Genomic DNA, 19,218 nt, shown 5'->3' on the forward strand with positions numbered 1-19,218 from the left:
ACCTCCCGCTTCGGCGGGAGGTTTGCGTTCAGGGCCTACAAACCGAGCGCGGAACCGAGGTTGTACATGACCTCCAGGGCTATTACCGCACCGTCGCCACTCACTGGCGCGCTGGGGTTGTAGAAGTTGTCCGGGTTGAAGATGTACTGAACGCTGGGCTCCAGTGCCAGGTTGCGGGTGACTTGCCAGTGCGTGTTCAGCTCGATACGTGATACACCTCGACGCGTACGCTCATCGCGGCCGGTGGCAAGCAGCCGCGCGTGCTCTTGCCAGGCTGCCTGGCGCGCACCCAGGCGCAGGTAGCTGGCCTTGAGGTTGAGCGTATCCTGCGGCCGACCGAACGGGCCAAGGCGGGTCACACCAACTTCGGCGAAATGGGAAAAAGGCTGCATGTCATCGGCGCTCCAGGACCAGGCGCCAAACACCTGCCAACCCCGCTCGGGCACGGCGGCCTCGCCTTCTCTGGCCAATGTCTGGCGGAACTTGAACAGCAGCCCATCGCTCCCCCTGCGCAAGCGGCCGTCCATGGGGTCGATCTGTTCGCCGGTGTTATGAAAACCGTTCAGTTCGTAATGGTACGCATAAGGGTCCTGGGTAAAATCCGCTTTCGCCCCTACCCCGGCCAGCCAGGTCACACCGCTGGCATCACCCGGGTCCCAGTCAAATCCCTTGGTACGTTTGAAGTAGTGCTGGGGGTTTGACTCGAACGCCCCGCTATGCAGGTAGCTGCCGGAACCGAAACGATAACGTGCGTAACCGCCCCAACTGCCATAGGGGTACGGCAGGATACCAGTGGAGTTATCGATGACCGGGTCGTTGCAGGTGATCACGTTCTCACAGTTGGCCATGTAGAAGTGCTGACGGGCATTGCTGCGGCCCACCGCCAGTTCCAGGTGGTCCTGCAACAGACGCTGGTTCCAGGTAAAGCGAGCCAGGTAGCCGGTATCGATGTCGTTGTGCATCGGTGCCCCGGCAAAGAAACTCCCGGCCTTGCCCTGCCAACTGTCCTGGGCGGGCTGCCCGTCGCCACGCATGAACGGGAAGAACACGTACTGCAGGCTGAACGATGCCCCGGCGATGTTGGCCAATGCATCAAGGTCGCCCTCGACTCCGGCAAACACGTTGCCGCTGTTGGCATAGTGGTAAGGGTCAGGGCCGGTATCCAGGTTTTTCACCGACAGGTTCCACACTTGCAGGTCCAGCTTGATCGCCTCCTGTGCGTGGGCAGCACACGCAAAGGCGGTCAATGCAATGGACAAGGCGGTAACGCGAACGCCAGGCACCCAGGTGCCGCTCGGTTGAGCATTCATGATGCACTCTCTGTTTTTGTTGTTATGAAGTGCGACCTGAAACTACCGCTTCAGGAAGTCGCGCCTGGTGCATCGCAAGGGCTGTGCCAGCCCCCGGGACGCGGCGAAACGCCCTGTATCATGGGGTTGTGCCAACAGTATTCGTTGCCTGGCTTGATCAAATTGATCCGCTTTGATCAAGCTCGATCATCAATTCACCCCTGCCCATGGGCCTTCAGTCGGTAGGCCAGCTGCGGACGGCTGATACCCAGTTGCCGAGCTGCGGCAGACAGATTGCCATTACAGGCCTGCAACACCAGCCGATATTGCTCCAGTTGCTGGTTGTGAATGGCATGCTTGAGTTCGGCCATGGGCGTGCCCTGCGGGTCCGGCTCGCTGGGCGCTTTGCACAGGCTGCCGTCACCGCCCACGCCCAACCCGGCGCGGGGCGCCTGCTCACCGCAGGGGAACAGGTGCTGGGTACGAATCGATGCTTGCCCGGGTGCCGCAATCACACCTCTCTCCACCAGATTTTGCAGCTCTCGTACGTTGCCGGGGTAGCTGTAGTTGAGCAGCGCTTCCACGGCCCGGGCACTGAACCCGGTGACCTGCTTGCCGTGCAGTTGGGTGAAGTGTTTGAAAAAGTGCTCCATCAGCAGCGGGATGTCATCCCGGCGCTCACGCAGCGGAGGCAGGTGAATGGGGAACACGTTCAGCCTGAAGAACAGGTCTTCCCTGAAGGTGCCGCGAGCAATCGCTTCGCGCAGGTTGGCGTTGGTCGCAGCAATAACCCGCAAATCGACCTTGATCGGCCTGTTGCCGCCCACCCGCTCGATTTCTCCCTCTTGCAAGGCGCGCAGCAGCTTGGTTTGGGCGCTCATGCTCAACGCCTGGACCTCATCCAGGAACAGCGTGCCGCCAGAGGCCCGTTCGAAACGACCTGTACGCGCCTGCGTTGCACCGGTGTAGGCGCCTTTTTCGGCACCGAACAGTTCAGCTTCCAGCAGGCTTTCTGGTAAAGCTGCACAGTTGACCGCCACCAACGGTTGTTGGGCGCGCGGGCTGAGCCGATGCAGCGCCTTGGCGAACACCTCTTTGCCAACGCCCGACTCACCGCTGAACAGCACCGTGGCACGGGTGGGTGCCACTTGCGCAATTTGATGACGGGCAACGCTGAAAGCAGCAGAAATGCCGACCATGTCGTCTTGCAGCGGCAAGCTGCTGGCCGTGCAGGCAGGTTGTACCGCCTCGCCCTCGGAGGGCGACCAGATCGAGTTCATCTGAATAAAGTGCGCAGGGTCCCAGTAGCGCTGCTCGGCGCCGTGCTCATGATCTGGCAAGCGATCTGCCGTATCGCCGACAATCCGGCAGCAGCGGCCGCCTGCGGCCACGCATTCGACCTCACGGTACACCACCAGCTTGCCGATAAAGGCGCTGGCATAACCGGCGGCGTAGCCGAGGGTCATCCAGCACGCAGCCTCGTCGCCAACCCCGTAGTGGGCTATGTGCTCATGGGCTTCACGCGAGTCGTGCCACAGGTATTCCCCGTGGAAGTGGCCGCGTTCGATGTCCAGGTCAAGGTCGACCGTTTCCACCCGCACCACACCCTGCAACGCATGCAGCCGGCCGCCGGCAATGAACGAGCTGCGCTCGTCCGATGCCGGCCAGCGCTTGCGTACCAGCGCGGCATCCTGGCTACCCGCCGAATAACCGATGCGCATCAGGATGCGCCGCGCGCCTTCGCGCCCGACGCTTTCGATCAACTCGCGGCGCAATGCACCCAGCGCGCTGGAATGCAGCATGACCATGCTCTGGTCGTCCAGCCAGATACGCGCATCCTCATCTGAAAACCGCAGGTAGCGACGCAGGTCGGCCGGGGTCGGGCTGCTGGTTTCATAGGCCTGAGGGGAACGCGACACAGCTTCGCGGGGTGCCGCGATGGATGAACGACTCATACCTTCTCCTATTGTTCTTGTTCTGCGCACGGGCGGTGTCACACGATGGCCAGGCCGATATTTGATCATCAACTTTTGCCAGCTTGATCAACAAAGATCAAGGCTTGCGCCGCTCCAGCCCCGGCTCAAGGCCTTGTATGCAAGGGCCTGGGGCTGGCCTGCGCAATTGGCCTAGCGTTTGCTATCACCTGCTGGCGGACGCCTTTGAACGTCGCGTATTCCAATAACAATAATCATGCAGGAGATACACCATGCGCCGCTGGTTCTCTTCCTACGAAAACCGCTTGCTGTTCGTGCTCAGCCTCAGTTTCGGTTTTGTTTTCTTCGACCGTAATGCAATGAGTTTCCTGGCGCCCTTCGTGGCCGCCGACCTGTCCTTGAGCAATACCCAGATCGGCTTGCTGGTATCGGCCTTGTCATTGACCTGGGCACTGTCCGGGTACCTGCTTGGCGCCCGTTCCGACCGCAGCGGGCGCCGCAAGCCTTACCTGTTGGTGGCCGTGATCGTGTTTTCGGTGTGCTCGTTCTTCTCCGGGCTGGCCAGCACCTTCTTCATGCTGCTGGCTGCCCGCCTGCTGATGGGGGTGGCCGAAGGCCCGATACTGCCTATCTCGCAAACCCTGATGGCGATGAACTCCACGGCAAGCCGCCGCGGCCACAACATGGGCATCATGCAGAACTTTGGCAGCAACCTGCTGGGCTCATGCATCGCGCCCCTGCTGCTCGTGGCCCTGGCCAGCCACTACCACTGGCGCCTTGCATTCATCGTCGCGGGCATCCCCGGGTTGATTGCCGCGTGCATGATCTGGAAGTACGTGCGCGAGCCCAGGGAGGTAGTCATTGCCCAGCCGACGACACCGTCCGCCTCGCAGCCCGTCGCAGCAGGTTCGCTGTTAGAACTGCTGCGTTATCGCAACGTCTGGTTGAGCATGCTCATCGCGTGCTTCTACGTGGCGTGGATGGTGCTGGGGTGGGCGTTCATGCCGGTGTACTACATGAACGAGCGGCAGTTCGGCTCTACCGAAATGGGTATCTTGATGAGCGTGCTAGGTGCCAGTGCCACGCTCTGCAGTTTCATCGTGCCTGCGCTTTCCGACCGCCTGGGCCGGCGCCTGGTAGTGGTGGTGTTCTCCCTGATCGGGGCGCTCACGCCGCTGGCAGCGCTGTATTTTCAAGGGCCGTTCTGGATGCTTTGCACGGTATTGTTCATCACCTGGTCGGCCAGCGGAGTGGCGCCGATCTTCATGGCCACCATTCCATCAGAAACCGTACCGGTTCATCGCATTGCCGCCTGCGTCGGGCTGGTGATGGGCATGGGTGAAGTGGTCGGCGGCGTGCTCAGCCCGGTGCTGGGCGGCTGGCTCGCGGACATTCATGGTCTTGGCGCCCCGTTGCTGCTACAAGCAGGGTGCGCAATCGTTGTTGGAGTGCTGGGGTTGGGGCTGATTGAAACTGCCCCCCTGCGCGCGGTCGGGCGCAGCAACCTGACGGCGGTAAGCGAGTAGCGGTCCAGAGGCTCCGAGCCGGGATCCTGGGGACGCCATGCAGCCCCGGGGTTCAGGTATAGCCCTGTTCTGTGAGCCAACGTCGCACCATTTTCTGATGCTCAACCTGCTGTCCCTCAAGCACAGCACTGAGCGCCAGGCCAGCATGAAGCCCGCGAACTATCGGTGCCAGTTCTACACCTTGCAAATGCCAAACCCCCAGCGGCTGGTCCGCCGTCACCACGACCTCGGCTTCATCCACCAGCCCGTCACGCAACACTGGCTGCCGTGCCACTCGCACCGCTCGCCAGTCCGTGCTCAGGTGCAGGGGTTGCGCATCCGGCCAACCCTGGCGCCGGGCCCAGAACGGTTGCCCCACCCGGCTTTGTTCCTGGGCATAGAAATCCCGGCCAATGCGGGCAAAACGCAAGAACAGCTGCTCGACCCGCTGCTGGTGAAACTGCCGCGCCAGCTCGGCCCGCTCAGGCCTGCGCAGCAACGTATTGATCACCACCGGCGCCTGCAATGCCGAAGAGAGCGACTGAAAAATCCCGTTGCCCGACAGCGGGTCAACGGCCATGGCGGCATCCCCCACCCGGATCCAGTCCTGCCCGACACATTCACCCGCCAGTATGGCGGTACTGCTACGTGCATGCACCTGTGCCGGTATCAATGCCTGATCGTCGAACAGCTCGGCTACCAACGCGCTGCGGCCCCGCAACGCCACGCAGTACGCTGCCAACCCAGCTTTCCCCGGCAGCCCGGCAGCGTCCTGGGTGACTTGCCAGTAACAGCGGCCATCTTCCAGCCGTGCCATCCACGCCCAACCATCCTCCAGGCTCTCCACCGCCGACGCAGGTGCACCGGGGCTACCCTGCCAGACGTTGAGCAGGCTGACCGTTTCCGGCCCACGCAGGCGGTCTGCGGCCAGGGGCGCCTGTCGGCCTCGGGCCTCAACCAGGAAATCAGCGGTCAGCACCTGCCCATCGTCCAGGCGCACATGATGACCGCCCCCCTGCACAACCTCACGCACCCGCCCCTCGACCACACGCACGCCTGCGCGCTGAAGGTCTTCGCGCAGCGCTTGGTCAAAACGTTGCCGGTCGAGCAAAAACTCCTGGTTCATCTGCAGATGCTGGCCATTCCAGTGCACCTGGCGGGTGGCCGGCATGGCCGCCTGGCTCAAGGCCCCGCCCAGGCCTGCATGACGCAAGCCCTCCAGCACCCGCTGCGAAACGCCTTCTACGGCCGCGAAACGGCGCCACTCCGACACCACCGTCACGGTGTAACCCAGCCGCCGCAAGCCAATGGCCGTGGCGGCACCCGCAGGGCCGGCACCCAGCACCACAATGCGCGGCTCAACCATGGCTGGGCCCCCGACGCTCTGGGCCGATGAACGCCGCGTGATCGCGCAACCAGTCATGGACCTGCTGGCGATCCCTACCCGGCTCGTCACGCAGCAAAGCCGCAATCCTTCCGCTCAAAGCTGCACAGCCCAAGCTCGCACCCGCTCGGCCGCCCGCCCCCACATAACCGCCAAAGTCCGCCTGCCGGGTGCCAAGCCAGGACCACTGGCCGGGCGCACAACGCGCATCACCGGTCAATCGAAATACCCTAGGGTAGCTGGCCGGGTACACCGGCCCACCCTGCGCCGGGCTGGATGCACACAACAGCACACCAGCTGCCAGCGCCTCGGCACAAGCCTGGTGCAGCACGGGCCGGTCCTGCTGCAAGCCCAGGCTGAGGTTGATCAGCGTGGCCCCCGATTCCACCAGCCACAGCAATGCAGCAGCCACCTGCAACGCACTGGTGCTGGCCTGGTCACTGAACACCTGGGCCACCAGCACCGACACCGGACCGGCCTCGTGTTGCAAGCTGGCGAGCACCGCACTGCCGTGCCCAAGCGGGTCGGGGAGCATTTCACCTTCGCGCAACTGGCCGTCTTCCAGCCAGAAACGGCGGGCATCCAGCAAGCCGTTGGCCTGCTCCGGCGAGCAGCCGCTGTCGATGATGCCAACGCGCACGTCAGTGCCCATGATTGATCACCTCCTGCGCCAGTACCTGCAACTGGCCGTCATGCAGTTGCAGGTGCAGGTCGGCATCGGCCAGGGTCGAAGCCCGGTGGCTGATCAGGATGCGCGTGCGGTCAGCGAACAGCTGGTCGATGGCCGCGATCACTTCACGTTCGGTGGCCTCATCCACCGCCGAAGTGGCCTCGTCCAGCACCAGGATCGCCGGGGCCTGCAACACTGCACGAGCAATGGCGATGCGTTGTTTCTGCCCCCCGGACAACTGCTGGCCGCGCTCGCCCAGCAAGCCATCCAGGCCCAACGGCAGGCTGTCGACCAGGCTGTCCAGCCGCGCCAGGCGCACCACCCGTTCCAGTTCATCACGGCTGGCCTCGGGCACGCCATAAGCCAGGTTCTGCGCCAGGGTGCCACGGAACAGCACGATGTCCTGGCTGACCACAGCGATTTGCCTGCGCAATGCAACAAGGTCGAGGTCGCGCAGGTCGACGCCGTCCAGCAGGATGCGCCCGGCGTCCGGGTCGTAGAAGCGCTGCAGCAGGTCGATCAGGGTTGACTTGCCCACCCCGGAGGCACCGCTGATGGCGACTTTCAGGCCACCCGGGATGCTCACCTGCACGTTTTTCAGTACCGCACCCTGGCGCCCCTCATGGGCAAAGTTCAGCGCCTCCAGGCGCAACTCGCCGGGGCCATCGGGGATGGGCTGCGGGTTGGCGGTCTGATGCACCGCTACCGCTTCCTGCTTCAGTTCCATCACCCTTCCCAGGCTGACAGCCATGCGCTGCACCGCCACGTACAAGCCCAACAGGCTCTGCACCGGCCCAACCGCCATGCCCATGTAAGTAGAAAAAGCGATCAACGCGCCCAGTTGCCAGGTGCCCTGGATCACCCACCAGCCACCGACCAGGAACGCACAGGCGCGGCACCACGAGGTGAGCGTGCCGGGGATGGCCTGGGTGAAGAATTCGGTCACCTGCACCTTCAGCAACTGGCGCAGGTAACCTTGCCCAAGCTGGTCCAGGCGCCCTGCTTCCCGGCCTTGCTGGCCGGCCGCCTGAATGAACTTCATCGCCGGCAGGGTCTCGACCAGGAAAGACGACACGTCCGCCGAGCGCTCACGCAAGTTGCGCACTTCGCGCTCCACCTTGCGCCGCATCCAGCGCAGCCACAGCACTTCGATCGGCACCAGCAGCGCCAGCAACAGCGACAACTGCCACGACAGCATCAGCATCAACGTCACCGCGCCCACCAGGCCGATCACCGCCGACACCGCCGAGAACAGCGAGTCCACGGCAAAGCGCTGGATCTCTGCCACATCGCCATCCAGCCGCGAAAGAATGTCGCCGATACGCCGCCGCCCGTAAAAGGTCGGCGACAACTGCTGCAGATGGCGGTAAAGATCGTCGCGCAAGGCGAACAGGATGCGCCCCGACAAGCGCGTATGCAGGTAGCGGTTGACGCCGGCCAGCACCGTGCCCAGCAGGCCCGCGCCGATCATGATTGCCGCCATGTGCCAAAGCGTCTGGTAATCCTTGGCCAGCAGCCCTTCATCGATCAGGGTCTTGACCAGCCAGGGCTGCGCCAGCGCCAGCAGCGATGCACCCAGCGACAAGCTGAGCAACAGGCCGATGGCACGCCGATGGGGGCGCACGAAACCATACAGCCAGGCCAACGCCTGGCGCATGAGTACAGGGTCGCTGGAATCCACCAGCCTTGCGAACAGGCCGCCCACGTCAGCCGCGCAACTGCTTGAGCTTGCGGTACAGCGTCGCCCGGCTGATACCCAGTGCCGCGGCGGCGGCCGAGACGTTGCCCTGGTGGCGCGCCAGGGCACCGCGAATCTGTTCCAGTTCACTGTCCTTGAGGCTGCCGGAGGGCGCTGTGCTGCTGGCCAGTTCGTCCAGCAGGCAGTCGGTAAGGTGATCGAGGGTCAGCACCTGCTCGCCATCCTCGCGCATGGCCAGCGCGGTGCGCACCACCATTTCCAGCTGACGGATGTTGCCAGGCCAGTCGAAGCCTTCGAGCAACGCGGTCAACGCCGGGTCGAGGGTTACACCACGCGCATCGGCCTTGTCCAGCAGGCCCTGGATGATCGCCGCCAGGTCCTCACGTTCACGCAGGGCCGGCAGGCGCAGCGACACGCCGTTGACCCGGTAGAACAGGTCTTCACGGAAGTGTTGTTCCTGGACCAGGCGCTTGAGGTCGCGGTGGGTGGCGCAGATCAGCGCCACGTCGATGTCCTGCTCGTCACCCGCCCCCAAGGGTGCTACGCGGCGCTCCTGCAGTACCCGCAGCAGGCGTGCTTGCAGGGCGAGCGGCATGTCGCCGATTTCGTCGAGGAACAGCGTGCCACCATGGGCCTGCATCAGCCGCCCGACCATGCCACCGCGCCGCGAACCGGTGAAGGCGCCCTCACGGTAGCCGAACAGCTCGGACTCGATCAGCCCTTCGGGAATGGCCGCGCAGTTGACCGCCACGAACGGTTTGTCGGCACGCGGGCTGGCCTGGTGCAAGGCCCGAGCGACCACTTCCTTGCCGGTACCGGTTTCGCCCAGCAGCAGCACTGGCAAACCGTTGCCCAGCCCCTGGCGAGCCATGCGCAGGTTGCGCGCCAGGCGTTGATCACCACCGGCCAGAGCATCGAGTGCAGGCGACTGTTTGCTCAAGGCCGGCTTGCTGGATGGTGTGCTGGGGGTTACCCGGCCATGGCGCGGCAGCTGTAGGGCACGGAAATAGAACTCGCCCTTGGCCGTCTGCACGCTGCTGACCCCGCCCTGCCACAGGCGAGCGATAAAGGCCGGGGAACGTTCGCCCAGCAGGTCGGTGCTGCGCCGCCCAATCAGTTCGTGACGCGGCACCTGCAACAGCTGGCAGGCACTGTCGTTGGCAGCCAGCACTTCGCCGTCCAGGCTCAGGGCCAACAGGCCGTGCCAGGCACTGTTGAGGTACTGCGGGCGGCTGTGGAAGGCCAGCACCAGGTGCTCCGGATGGCACAGGCCAAACAGGCGGCTTTCAATGTTGCCGGCCGCCAGCATCAGGGTCGACAGGCTGTCCTGCGGTTGCGCCATCACCCCTTCGCGGGTGATGTCGAGCACGCCGATCACCTCGCCGCGCGGGTCGCGCAGCGGGACGGATGTGCAGGAGAACGGGCTGAGGCGGTCAAGGTAGTGTTCACCGCAGTTGATCAGCGTCGGCCGGCCTTCGACCACGGCCGTGCCGATGGCATTGGTGCCGCGCAGCGATTCGCTCCAGCAACTGCCCGGGTGCAGATCGCGCAGGCCTTCGCGTTGCAGCACGTGCTTCTGGCCTTCGATGGCCAGCACGTTGGCCTGGGCATCGCCGAGGATGACGATGCCAGCCTTGCCCTGGCGCGCGACCAGGTAGTCGAGTTCGGGGGCGACGGCATCGATCAGCAGGCGGTTGCGCTCCAGCAGCAGGCGCAGGTCATGGCCCTGTTCCAGGCCCAGGCCGACCTGTTCGCCCTGCAGACAGTCCAGGCCGTGGCCCAGGCTGCGGCGCCAGGAGGCGTCGATCTCGTCGCGCAGCATCCCTAGCGGTAGTTCGCCTTCGCTGGCCAGCTTCAGGCGGGCCTCGCGGGATTCGTGCAGCGGGTCGTGGGCGTTTGTTATTAGTTGTCGCGCCATTTTCTACTCCGGCTGTGCCCCGCAATGTGACGGGGTACGGGCTTGGGAATTTTCCGCAGTGTGCGGGAGAAATGGCTGGGCGTCATCTGGTAGTGGATGGATTGGGGTGTAGCTGGCCAGGTTACTTGAAGCTGGCGCAATCCCTGTGGAAGCTGGCTTGCCGGCGATCACCGGCGTTGCCGGTGCGATCCACCGCGTCGCCTGCTTCGCGGGCTTGCCCGCTCCCACAGGGTTCGCACCAAGCCTGAGGACTGCGCTGTACCTGTGGGAGCGGGCGAGCCCGCGAAGAGGCCCTCGAGGTCAATCAGGGATATCGATCGCTATCACCAATACCCAAGCCCCGTCAGGCACTCGACGCCGCCTTCCGCCCAGCCAGCTGCTGCCTCTCAACCCCATCCAGCAACGCCTCCACCACCGCCTTGGCCGAATCCAACCCATGGTCATTGCTCAACAGCAGATCACGGCAGGTGCCCTTGGCCAGTTCCAGCGCCTTGAGGTTGGTCGCAAACGCCCCTTTCAGCAGCGTGGACAGGTGCACCAGCGCATCTTCGTAATCCACGCCGGAACGAACGGCGAACAACGGTGGATGGCTGCATTCGCAGGTGGAGAAACTGGAGGCCGCCGTGGTGGCGCGTACAGGAGGATCAGGTAAGCCTTTTGTCATTGTGTCGCTCCTTGATTCACTGGAGTCGCCACACAACGTGACCAAACGAATGGGTGGCGACTGTACGCGGGTTGGTCAACCGGGAATCAAGGAAACCGGCGCGCACGGAGGCGCCCCACGCACAGCCGCCATAAAACGAAACAGCCGGGCACAAAAAAGCGCCAACTGTATCGCAGAGCGGGCGCTTGTGCGCCTTGATGATTGCGGGTGACCAAACCCGACTGCTGGATTGACAGCAGCGGGCAAAGACTACCGAGGTCAGGGAAGGGTTTCAAGCTGAGGGCATGCGCAGTAACACTTCTGTTGCCTGATCGCACTCCTGGCCGGCTGCTGCGGCCGATGTGGGAACCTTGTGTCGCGATAGGGCTGCGATGGCGCACTCCTTTCAAGGTGATCGGTGAGGCCTGGACGAAAACGCCGGAGCGATTCCCTATCAATCCGCACCATCTCATTCGGGGACCGTCCCCCCTCGCGGGGCATACTTACCAGATCCTCTTTGAGCGCCGGAGGCGATATTAGGTAACACTGTGAGAGCCACTGGCATGGATTAACCCGGGGGCCACACACCCCAACAGTATATGTCAACTGTTAAAAATAACGATTGCGGCCCGTTATTCACTAATCTATATATACCTACAATATTAAATAAACCAGGGGCAATGATCGATGCTACGCTATACCCCCTATGGTTGGCACATGGCGGCTAACCACTCAACCCTCGCATTCAACGATCAGCCGCTCGACAAAATATCCGATGGATATTTACTTGGGAATGGTCGGCGCGGATACAAGCCGTGCTTGATGCGCTTTTGTTCGCCGGACAATTTAAGTCCATTTCAATCAGGCGGCATCAACAGCTACGCCTACTGCCAAGGAGACCCGATCAACTTTGTTGATCCAAGTGGCCATTCCAGCGTTCTGCCACTACAAATTCTGGCCGCGCAAAAATTACCGCCTTCGTCAAGGCTAGGAAATTTAAGAGCATCCAACCTGCGGTCATCCCAATTAATGTATGATGATTACATAAAAATATTAAACAAAAAAAAGCCAAACCTCTACACCATGGAGAGTCTCGAAATATTCAAGGGACCACACACAGAAGTCATGATCAAAGCGTCGGCACGTGATGCTTACTTTTCGGTTAGAAGCAAAGATTTCAGCCGTCTGGTAATAAAGAAGCACCGAGACCGCTTAATATTAGCAGGTATCGACGAAGTTACACTAGAGCAACGAGACCAAGCTAGAGATGCGATATATCTTGGCAAGCCCCCGACAGACCCTGAAATCATACCACTATACCGTGGATTGCTTGAGATCGGTAACCTATATGCCCCCCCTACAGTGGGTTCCACTACTCTACTCAGCAGGCCAAGTGCGCTTCACGGGCGCAACTATCAGGAGCAGGTAAAAATACTAAGAAACAGAACGCACTCATCCCATTTCAACTTCTCACTAACTCAATGAAAGCCGATCGCCTAGCCGGTAGCTTGTACTATTGCCTGCATCGAACAAGCTAAAGTCTCGAAATGCTTTAGGGAAACTCCAATCAAGTTGCCCGAAACCTGAAATTCGCAATGTTTTCAAGCAAATTCAGCACAGGTCAGGCGGCCTGTGCTGAATTGATCAGAGCTTCCCTAACAGTCAATCACGGCTGCAGATTCTGGCTCAAGAACTTGTCCACCGTGGCCTTGCCATCAGCTGGATCCCCCGCCACCTGCCACAGCCGCCGCTCGATCCCCTGCGCCAGCAAGTGCCCCACCGCCGCTTCGATCGCCGACAGCACGCACAGCTGCGCCGGTTCATTGGTGGTATACCCCACCTCGGCTTCCAGCAGCTTCTTGAACTCGATGAACTTGAACACCCCGGCACTGCGCCCTACCGAATAGATGGTCTTGCTGGTCATCACGTTGGCCAGCACCTGCCCGGTGCGCACGTCCACGGCGCGCAGGTTGACGGTGACCTGGTCCACCCGGTACTCGCGGGAGATGTCGATCCCCAGGTAGCGGGCGCCTTCGCCGCCGCTGCGCACGTTGGTGTCGTAGGCGATGATGCCGCCTTCGAGCATCAGGTTGGCGGCCTGCAACGGTGGCAGCTCGCCCATGATGTTTTCCGCCACATCCGGCTTTTTCTGCGATGCACGGATGATCTTGCGCTCGGTCAGCAGGTTCTGCAGCCCTTCACGCTCCAGCACCACGAACCAGCCGCTGGCACTCAGGGCATCCATCAACATGCTGGCCGCGCCCTGGGTGACGCTGGTGGAGAACGAGCTGGCCGGGTTGGGCTTGTACTGCCCGGTCTGGTCGCGGAAGCCGTACACCACGGCCATCAGCCGGCCTTTGGGGCGTGGCATGTTGATCAGGTCGTAGTAGGTCGAGGCCCTTGGGGTCAGGGTCGGGGTTTCCGAGTCCTGTTCAGCGGGCATCGGTTCGCGCAGGCCACAACCTTGCAGGCCCAGGGCGGTGAGGATCAGCAGCGTGCTCAGCAGACGTTTCATGGTGTTCTCTCCCCAACATAAAAGCCCTTCCCTCTCAGGGGTTCAGGCCGCTGACCTCAATGATCGAAATTTCTCCTGTGGCACGATCGGTGACCTTGATGCTCAAGGCCCCGGAATCGTCGATGACGTCGATGAGAAACGCATCGGTCGCCATGCTGCCGGTGTTGCCGTTGCTGATGTTGTCCAGCAACTGCGACAACATCCGCGACTCCAGCTGGTTGCTGAAGCGCTCAAGGGCTGTGGTGCCGGTAAAGGCCGAGGCACGGTCCTTGAGGTCCGGGTCGTCGTAGTCGTTCTGCGCCTGGGCGTTGTTCAACAGCCAAGTGCCGTTCAACGGGTTACCGCCAAAGGCCGGGTTGACCGGGGTGTACACCAGCTCGGTGGCCTGGGCAGCACAGGCGCTGGCCAGCAGGCAGGCGGCAATGCAACGTGGAATGCGGTGGTTCATAGCTCGTCCCTCTCCAAGTCGGTGGTGTCCTGTAGCAGGCGCTGCAGCTTGCGTTGAATGATCTGCTGCTTGACCAGGTCGGCGGCGGCGACGGCCTCGTCTTTGAGCTCGGTGGTGTTCGGTGGCAGGAACCGGCGATACACCACTTCACGCTCGAACTCCACCGTCACCAGGCTGCCCCAGCGGGCATCGGGGCGTTCGCGTACCACCAGGTTGAAGTCCAGACGGCTGGTGGCGCGCAGGCGGTCGGCGAAGTAGTAGTAAAACTCGTGGCCGATGTGTGAGATGGTGTTATCGACGATAAAGCCCTGCATCTCGTCTTCGGCCCCCGCCTTGGCACAGGTGGCCACCCCTGCAATCAGCAGCAGGCTCAGGCACAGCGCAGCCAGGCGCTTCATGGCGTGTCTCCCGGGCCCGCATTCGTCTGCACACCGCGTGCACTTTCGGTAAAGGCCTGCTCGGCGACGAACTGCCAGTCGCTGTAGTGTTCCAGCCCCTCGAAACCGCTCCATTCGGCGCTGAAGCCACTGCGCTTGAAAGGGGTAGCGTCCGAGCGGCTGTAGACGCCAGTGATACGGCCGTCGATCGAGCGCAGCAGGCCCCACTCGTCGCTGTTGCTGATCGGGTCAGGGTAAAGCCTGCGGATGTGCCGTTTGGCCTGCGGGAAGCGGTTGTCCTGCAGCAAGTCGGCCAGATCCTGGGGGTACTGGGCCAGCCCTGGCGAGGCGCGGTAGTAGCTGCGCAAGGCCTGGGCATACTGGCCGCCGACCCACAGCAACTGGCGTTCGCGGTCGCGCTGGGCGGCGCTCGCCCAGATCGTGCCGGTGGCGGCCAGGGCCACGCTGCTGACCGCAATCAGCAGCAGCACACCGAGGTAGGTGAAGCCGTCATTGGCCTTACCATTCAGCGAAGAGGCTGCCATCACGCGCCCTCCCTGTGGCACCGCTCTTGATATCGGCCACACCGCCCGCCACGCCCTCGGGCGGTGGCACCAACTGCCAGGCATCGCTGCGCTCGGTGATCGGGTCGACCGGCGTGTTGCGCAGGTAACGTTGTTCCACCAGTTGTTCCAGTGAATCGGGGTAGTGGCCGGTATCACCGTAGTAGTGGTCCAGCGCCTCGCGCAGCACTGCCAGGCTTTGACGCAGGGTGGCCTCGCGCGAGCTTTCCAGGCTGTTGAAGTAGCGCGGCATGGCGATGGTCATCAGCGTGGCGATGATCGCCATCACCACCAGCAGTTCGATCAGGGTGAAGCCTTTGCTGCGTTTCATGGCTGTCACCATTGGCCGTAAGGGATGTTGTTCAGGCCTTTGCCGCGGGCCCTGGAATACACGTCGAACACGTCTTCGCCTTCGCGCGGGTTGTCTGGGCTGCTGTCGTAGGCGCGCAGGCCCCAGCCGCCTTCGTCTTCATCCTTTGCCGCCACCAGCGGGTCATGCGGGATGCGCCGCAGGAAGTAGAACTTGGCGCCCTTGGCACTGCGCACATCACGCACGCCCTCTACCAGCACCTGCAGGTTCGGCGGATAGCCGCTGGCATCCAGGCGTTTCTCGATGTAGCCGGCGTCAAAGGCACGCTTGTAGGCATCGATGGCGTCGCGAATCTGGTACAGCGCCTCGCGCAGTTGCTGCTCCTTGCCGCGGCGTACCACGGTTTCGGTCAGCGGCGCGGCCATGCTGGCGAGCAGCCCGAGCAGTGCCAGGGTCAGCACCACCTCGATCAGGCTGAAGCCGTGCATGCGGCGCCGGGTGTTCATGGCCGTGGGCTCACGTTGGTCGGGACGACCGCCATCTGGCTGTCCACGACCGGTGCATCAGTGGCCGGCGCGTTACCGGGCATGTCCATCGGCGGCAGTGGCGCCATCTGGCGCACCTGCATGGCCGACTCGGTGCCCGTGGAGAACTCCATGTCCGACGGGCTCTGGTACGGCAGGTTGCGCACGATGCGCGGGGTGATCGCCAGCACCAGTTCACTCTTGCTCATGTCGTCCTTGTTGCTGCCGAACAGCCGGCCCAGGCCCGGGATGTCGCCAAGGCCGGGGATCTTGTTGCCGCTGGCGTTGTGGTCGTTGCGCACCAGGCCGGCCAGCACCTGGGTTTCGCCATCATGCAGGCGCAGGCTGGTCTGCGCGTTGCGGGTGTCGACCTGAACCGGAATGGTGCCCTGGCGCGTGGCTTCCAGCGGCGTGGCATTACTCACCTCAAGCGCCACCTTGATCGCCACTTCGTTGTTCAGGTGCACGGTGGGCTGCACTTCAAGCTTCAGACCGACGTCCAGATAGGTGACGCTCTCGGTAATGACCGGGCCTTGGGTTGACGGCACCGAGGTGGCGCTGATGATCGGTACCCGCTGGCCGATGTGGATGCGCGCCTGTTCGCGGTTGCTGACGCGGATCACCGGGCTGGCCAGGGTGTTGATGTCTTTGTCCTGGGCGTTGATCTTGGCCTGCGGCGACGGCGAAATGCTGATGCGGCCGGAGTCAATGCCCCTCAGTTGGTCAAGCACACTGACCGGTTTGCCGTCGTTGCTCAGCACGCCGAAGGTGTTGGGCCATTGCAGGCCGAGGTCAAGGATGCGCGAGGTGGCGACTTCCATCACTTCCACCTCCAGCACCACCTCGGGATTGGACTGGTCCTGCGATTGCAGCAGCTTCTCGGCCATGCGCACGGCGTCCGGGGTGTCACGCATGGTCAGGGTGTTGAGGCGCTCGTCAACGAACACGTCGCGGGTCTTGAGCATGGTCTTGACCATGTTCAGCGCGGTGTTGGCATCGATGCTGGTCAGGTAGAAGGTGCGCATGACCAGTTCCTGGTAGTCCTTGGTCTTCTGCGGCGAGTCGGGGTAGACCATCACGGTGTTGTCGTTGACGATCTTCTGGCGCAGCTGGTTTTGTTCCAGCAGCAGCGCTATCGCGTCCTCGATGCGCACCTCGCGCACGAAGATGGTGGCCTTCATGTCCGGGCGCAGGTCCTTGTCGAAGATGAAGTTGATGCCCGCCACCTGCGACAGCACTTCGAAGATGGTCTTCAGGTTGGCATCGCGAAACTCCAGGGTGACCGGCCGCTCGAGCTTGCTGCGCAATTGCGGGTACGGCTGCGCAGTGCGTGCCTGCACGTTTTCGATGTCGCTGCGCAGGGTCATGCCCTTCTGGTTCTGCGGGTCCAGACGCAAGACTTCGCGCATGTAGCGTTCGGCACCGAACAGGTCGCCCTGGCGCAGTGCCGCCTGGCCAAGCGCGACGCGTTCGTCCAGGGTGCGGATCAGCTCCAGTTGGCGAATGCCTTCCTGGGCACGGCGGTTGTTCGGCTCCAGGGTGAGCACCCGGCCATAGCCCATGCGGGCGTTGGCGAAGTCGTGGCGGACACGGTCGCTGTCGGCCTGGGTAATCAGGGCCTCGACAGCCGCCTGGCGGCTGTGGGCCAGGGCGATGTTCAGCTCTGTGTCACGCGGGTCGTCGCGCAACGCCTCTTCCAGGCGGGCGATGCCGGCTTCGTACTGGCCCTCCTTCATCAATTGATCGCTGTCCTTGCGTACCGCGCTGGAGCCGCAACCGGCAATGGCCACGCACAGCGCAACGAGCAGAAACGGAGCAGGCTTGCACAGCTTTGACGACTTCATGGTGCGCTCCCGACAGACAAGGTCTGCGACTGGTGCAAAGGCAGGTAGACCAGGTTCAGCTCGCTGGCCGATACCCGATCGAGGCGATAGGTGTCTTCGATCACGTCGCCTTGGCGCACGACGTAGAGTTTTTCGCCGCTCTGCAGGAAGACCTGCAGGTCGTCGCGGTCACCCATGCGGCCGATGAATTCAAATGGCAAGGCTGGGGCGGTCGGAGCGGGTGCCAGTACTGGCGCGGCGACCACGGGCTGTTCGATGACCGTGGCCAGGGCTTTGGGTTGGGTCCATTGCTGGGTTGGGAACAGGTCGCGGGAGGCCTGCTCCGGCCCTTTCGCGGGCAAGCCCGCCCCTACGATGGGCGCAGCGCTTTCTGTTGCAGGAGCGGGTTTACCCGCGAAGGCCGCGACGCCATCGTCCTGGCCAAACCAATGGTCCGGCGCCCAGGCCAGTGCCGCGCTAACGCCGAGGAAGCCGGCCCAGATGACTGCACGTTGTGTGTTCATCACGACCTCGACAGGTAAAGGGTCATGCGCAGGCGGGCATTGAGCTCGCTGTCGCCGATGCGTTTGCGTTGCAGCTCAAGGTCTTCCAGCACCAGGGTCGGCAGTTGCTTGAGCAGGCCTTTGATAAAGCCGCGAATCTGCGGGTAGCTGCCGCGCACAGGCAGCACGATCTGGTAGCGGGCCAGCTCGGTCTTGGGGTCGATGCCCAACGCGTATTCACCACGGGCCAGGCTGATGCGCTCGGCGCTGGCCAGGCGGTACAGACGCTCGATCAGTTCGCTGGCCTGGGGCTGCCCGGGCAGTTGCTGTCGCAGGCTGTCGAGGGCCTGCTGCTCGGGCTGGGTCGCAATCTTCAGCTCACCCCGCTTGACACGCCCTACCTGTACGCTGGCCTGCGCTTCGGTGGCGCGTAGTTCGCGTACGCTTTGCCATTGCGGCAGCACACCGGCACACCCCACGCCAATGGCGAGCAGGCCTACGGCTACGGCAGCCAGGCCTACCGGGCCGACAATGCGCAGGCGCTCCTGGAGGATCAGGCTGCTGAACGATTCAAGGGCGCGCATGGCCGGTCTCCCAGGTGGCGGTGAGGGTGAAGCGCACCGGGTTCTCGGGCCGCGCAGCGAGCACCTCGTGGTTGAGCAGCGACACGTCGCTGAGCTCGTCGCTGGCTTCCAGACGCTGGTGGTACTGCAGCATCGCCTCGAGGTTGCGCGCCTCGGCAGTGATGCGCACCTGGCCCTTGCGTGCATCCGGCGTCAGACCGAGCAGCGCGACGTCGTCCTGCGGCATGGCTTCAAGCATGGCGAACAGCTGCTGCCAGGGGCGTTGCAGTTGCTGCGACACACTGCGCATTTGTGCCAGGCGCTCAGCCTGCTCCCGGCTGGCGGCGCTGTTCCTGGGTTCGGTGCTGGCCGGGCGGCGGCCCAGTTGCAGTTCCAGGCTATGGACGCTGGCTTCCAGCGCCACTTGCTCGGTCTGCAAGCGTTGCTGCAGCAGCACCAGGCCGGCGACCATGGCGCTGGCAAGGACGAGCAGCGACCAAACCAGCGGGCCGCTGCGTCGTGGCTGAAATTCCAGGTCGAGGCGGCGCAT

Annotated in this window: 19 protein-coding genes; 2 read left to right on the forward strand and 17 right to left on the reverse strand. The window is 63.1% G+C overall.

Annotated features, from left to right (window positions below; translation table 11 throughout):
• Positions 1-35 precede the first annotated feature (35 nt).
• Entirely contained in the window at positions 36-1,310 is a 1,275-nt protein-coding gene (locus tag ACF8RA_RS14040; RefSeq protein WP_392519260.1) for a carbohydrate porin, read from the reverse strand.
• Positions 1,311-1,504: 194 nt separating this feature from the next.
• Positions 1,505-3,244: a sigma 54-interacting transcriptional regulator gene (locus tag ACF8RA_RS14045; RefSeq protein ID WP_392514195.1), complete on the reverse strand. Its 1,740-nt coding sequence runs from the start codon at positions 3,242-3,244 to the stop codon at positions 1,505-1,507.
• A gap of 251 nt (positions 3,245-3,495) precedes the next feature.
• On the opposite strand from ACF8RA_RS14045, the gene ACF8RA_RS14050 reads away from it, so the two are divergent.
• Positions 3,496-4,749, forward strand: a complete 1,254-nt coding sequence (locus tag ACF8RA_RS14050; RefSeq protein ID WP_129932243.1) for an MFS transporter — start codon at positions 3,496-3,498, stop codon at positions 4,747-4,749.
• A 52-nt stretch (positions 4,750-4,801) separates the two neighbouring features.
• On the opposite strand, the gene ACF8RA_RS14055 is transcribed toward ACF8RA_RS14050, so the two are convergent.
• From ACF8RA_RS14055 to ACF8RA_RS14075, 5 genes are all read right to left on the reverse strand, one after another.
• On the reverse strand, positions 4,802-6,094 hold the full coding sequence (locus tag ACF8RA_RS14055; RefSeq protein ID WP_392462117.1) for an NAD(P)/FAD-dependent oxidoreductase: 1,293 nt from the start codon (positions 6,092-6,094) through the stop codon (positions 4,802-4,804).
• A complete protein-coding gene (locus ACF8RA_RS14060) occupies positions 6,087-6,764 on the reverse strand; it encodes a peptidase S8 and S53 subtilisin kexin sedolisin (protein ID WP_392462119.1) in 678 nt (225 codons plus the stop codon). Before ACF8RA_RS14060 ends, ACF8RA_RS14055 begins: the two co-directional genes overlap by 8 nt.
• Complete coding sequence (locus ACF8RA_RS14065; RefSeq protein WP_392462121.1) at positions 6,754-8,487, reverse strand: ABC transporter ATP-binding protein; 1,734 nt, start codon at positions 8,485-8,487, stop codon at positions 6,754-6,756. Before ACF8RA_RS14065 ends, ACF8RA_RS14060 begins: the two co-directional genes overlap by 11 nt.
• Before the next feature lies 1 nt (position 8,488).
• Positions 8,489-10,399, reverse strand: a complete 1,911-nt coding sequence (locus tag ACF8RA_RS14070) for a sigma-54-dependent Fis family transcriptional regulator (RefSeq protein WP_176683372.1) — start codon at positions 10,397-10,399, stop codon at positions 8,489-8,491.
• A 343-nt stretch (positions 10,400-10,742) separates the two neighbouring features.
• Positions 10,743-10,979 (reverse strand): hypothetical protein, encoded by a 237-nt coding sequence (locus ACF8RA_RS14075; protein ID WP_029380666.1) that lies wholly within the window; start codon positions 10,977-10,979, stop codon positions 10,743-10,745.
• Between the two features lie 750 nt (positions 10,980-11,729).
• Here ACF8RA_RS14075 and ACF8RA_RS14080 point away from each other — a divergent pair.
• Positions 11,730-12,527, forward strand: coding sequence for an RHS repeat-associated core domain-containing protein (locus tag ACF8RA_RS14080; RefSeq protein ID WP_392462123.1), 798 nt, complete (start codon positions 11,730-11,732; stop codon positions 12,525-12,527).
• Between the two features lie 181 nt (positions 12,528-12,708).
• Here the strand turns inward: ACF8RA_RS14080 and ACF8RA_RS14085 are convergent, their stop codons facing one another.
• Genes ACF8RA_RS14085 through ACF8RA_RS14130 form a run of 10 tightly spaced genes read right to left on the reverse strand, consistent with a single transcriptional unit; the run spans position 12,709 to position 19,218 of the window.
• A complete protein-coding gene (locus ACF8RA_RS14085) occupies positions 12,709-13,557 on the reverse strand; it encodes a CsgG/HfaB family protein (protein WP_176683370.1) in 849 nt (282 codons plus the stop codon).
• Positions 13,558-13,591: 34 nt separating this feature from the next.
• Positions 13,592-14,005: a curli assembly protein CsgF gene (locus ACF8RA_RS14090; RefSeq protein WP_003247970.1), complete on the reverse strand. Its 414-nt coding sequence runs from the start codon at positions 14,003-14,005 to the stop codon at positions 13,592-13,594.
• Entirely contained in the window at positions 14,002-14,403 is a 402-nt protein-coding gene (gene csgE / locus ACF8RA_RS14095; RefSeq protein WP_176683369.1) for a curli production assembly/transport protein CsgE, read from the reverse strand. The genes ACF8RA_RS14090 and csgE overlap by 4 nt, the downstream gene beginning before the upstream one ends.
• Complete coding sequence (locus tag ACF8RA_RS14100; RefSeq protein ID WP_176683368.1) at positions 14,400-14,927, reverse strand: type II secretion system protein; 528 nt, start codon at positions 14,925-14,927, stop codon at positions 14,400-14,402. The genes csgE and ACF8RA_RS14100 overlap by 4 nt, the downstream gene beginning before the upstream one ends.
• Positions 14,902-15,276 (reverse strand): type II secretion system protein, encoded by a 375-nt coding sequence (locus ACF8RA_RS14105; protein ID WP_003247965.1) that lies wholly within the window; start codon positions 15,274-15,276, stop codon positions 14,902-14,904. Before ACF8RA_RS14105 ends, ACF8RA_RS14100 begins: the two co-directional genes overlap by 26 nt.
• A gap of 5 nt (positions 15,277-15,281) precedes the next feature.
• A complete protein-coding gene (locus ACF8RA_RS14110; RefSeq protein ID WP_176683367.1) occupies positions 15,282-15,761 on the reverse strand; it encodes a type II secretion system protein in 480 nt (159 codons plus the stop codon).
• Positions 15,758-17,623 carry a secretin N-terminal domain-containing protein gene (locus tag ACF8RA_RS14115; RefSeq protein WP_176683366.1) on the reverse strand — a complete coding sequence of 622 codons (1,866 nt, stop codon included), beginning with the start codon at positions 17,621-17,623 and terminating at the stop codon, positions 15,758-15,760. The genes ACF8RA_RS14110 and ACF8RA_RS14115 overlap by 4 nt, the downstream gene beginning before the upstream one ends.
• Positions 17,620-18,126 (reverse strand): hypothetical protein, encoded by a 507-nt coding sequence (locus ACF8RA_RS14120; protein ID WP_176683365.1) that lies wholly within the window; start codon positions 18,124-18,126, stop codon positions 17,620-17,622. Before ACF8RA_RS14120 ends, ACF8RA_RS14115 begins: the two co-directional genes overlap by 4 nt.
• The gene (pilO, locus tag ACF8RA_RS14125) at positions 18,126-18,689 is read right to left on the reverse strand and encodes a type 4a pilus biogenesis protein PilO (RefSeq protein WP_176683364.1); all 564 of its coding nucleotides are present in this window, start codon (positions 18,687-18,689) and stop codon (positions 18,126-18,128) included. Before pilO ends, ACF8RA_RS14120 begins: the two co-directional genes overlap by 1 nt.
• Positions 18,676-19,218 (reverse strand): PilN domain-containing protein, encoded by a 543-nt coding sequence (locus ACF8RA_RS14130; RefSeq protein ID WP_392519262.1) that lies wholly within the window; start codon positions 19,216-19,218, stop codon positions 18,676-18,678. The genes pilO and ACF8RA_RS14130 overlap by 14 nt, the downstream gene beginning before the upstream one ends.

Origin of the sequence: Pseudomonas sp. FYR_5 (genome assembly GCF_043106315.1) — a bacterium.
GTDB lineage: Bacteria > Pseudomonadota > Gammaproteobacteria > Pseudomonadales > Pseudomonadaceae > Aquipseudomonas > Aquipseudomonas putida_Y.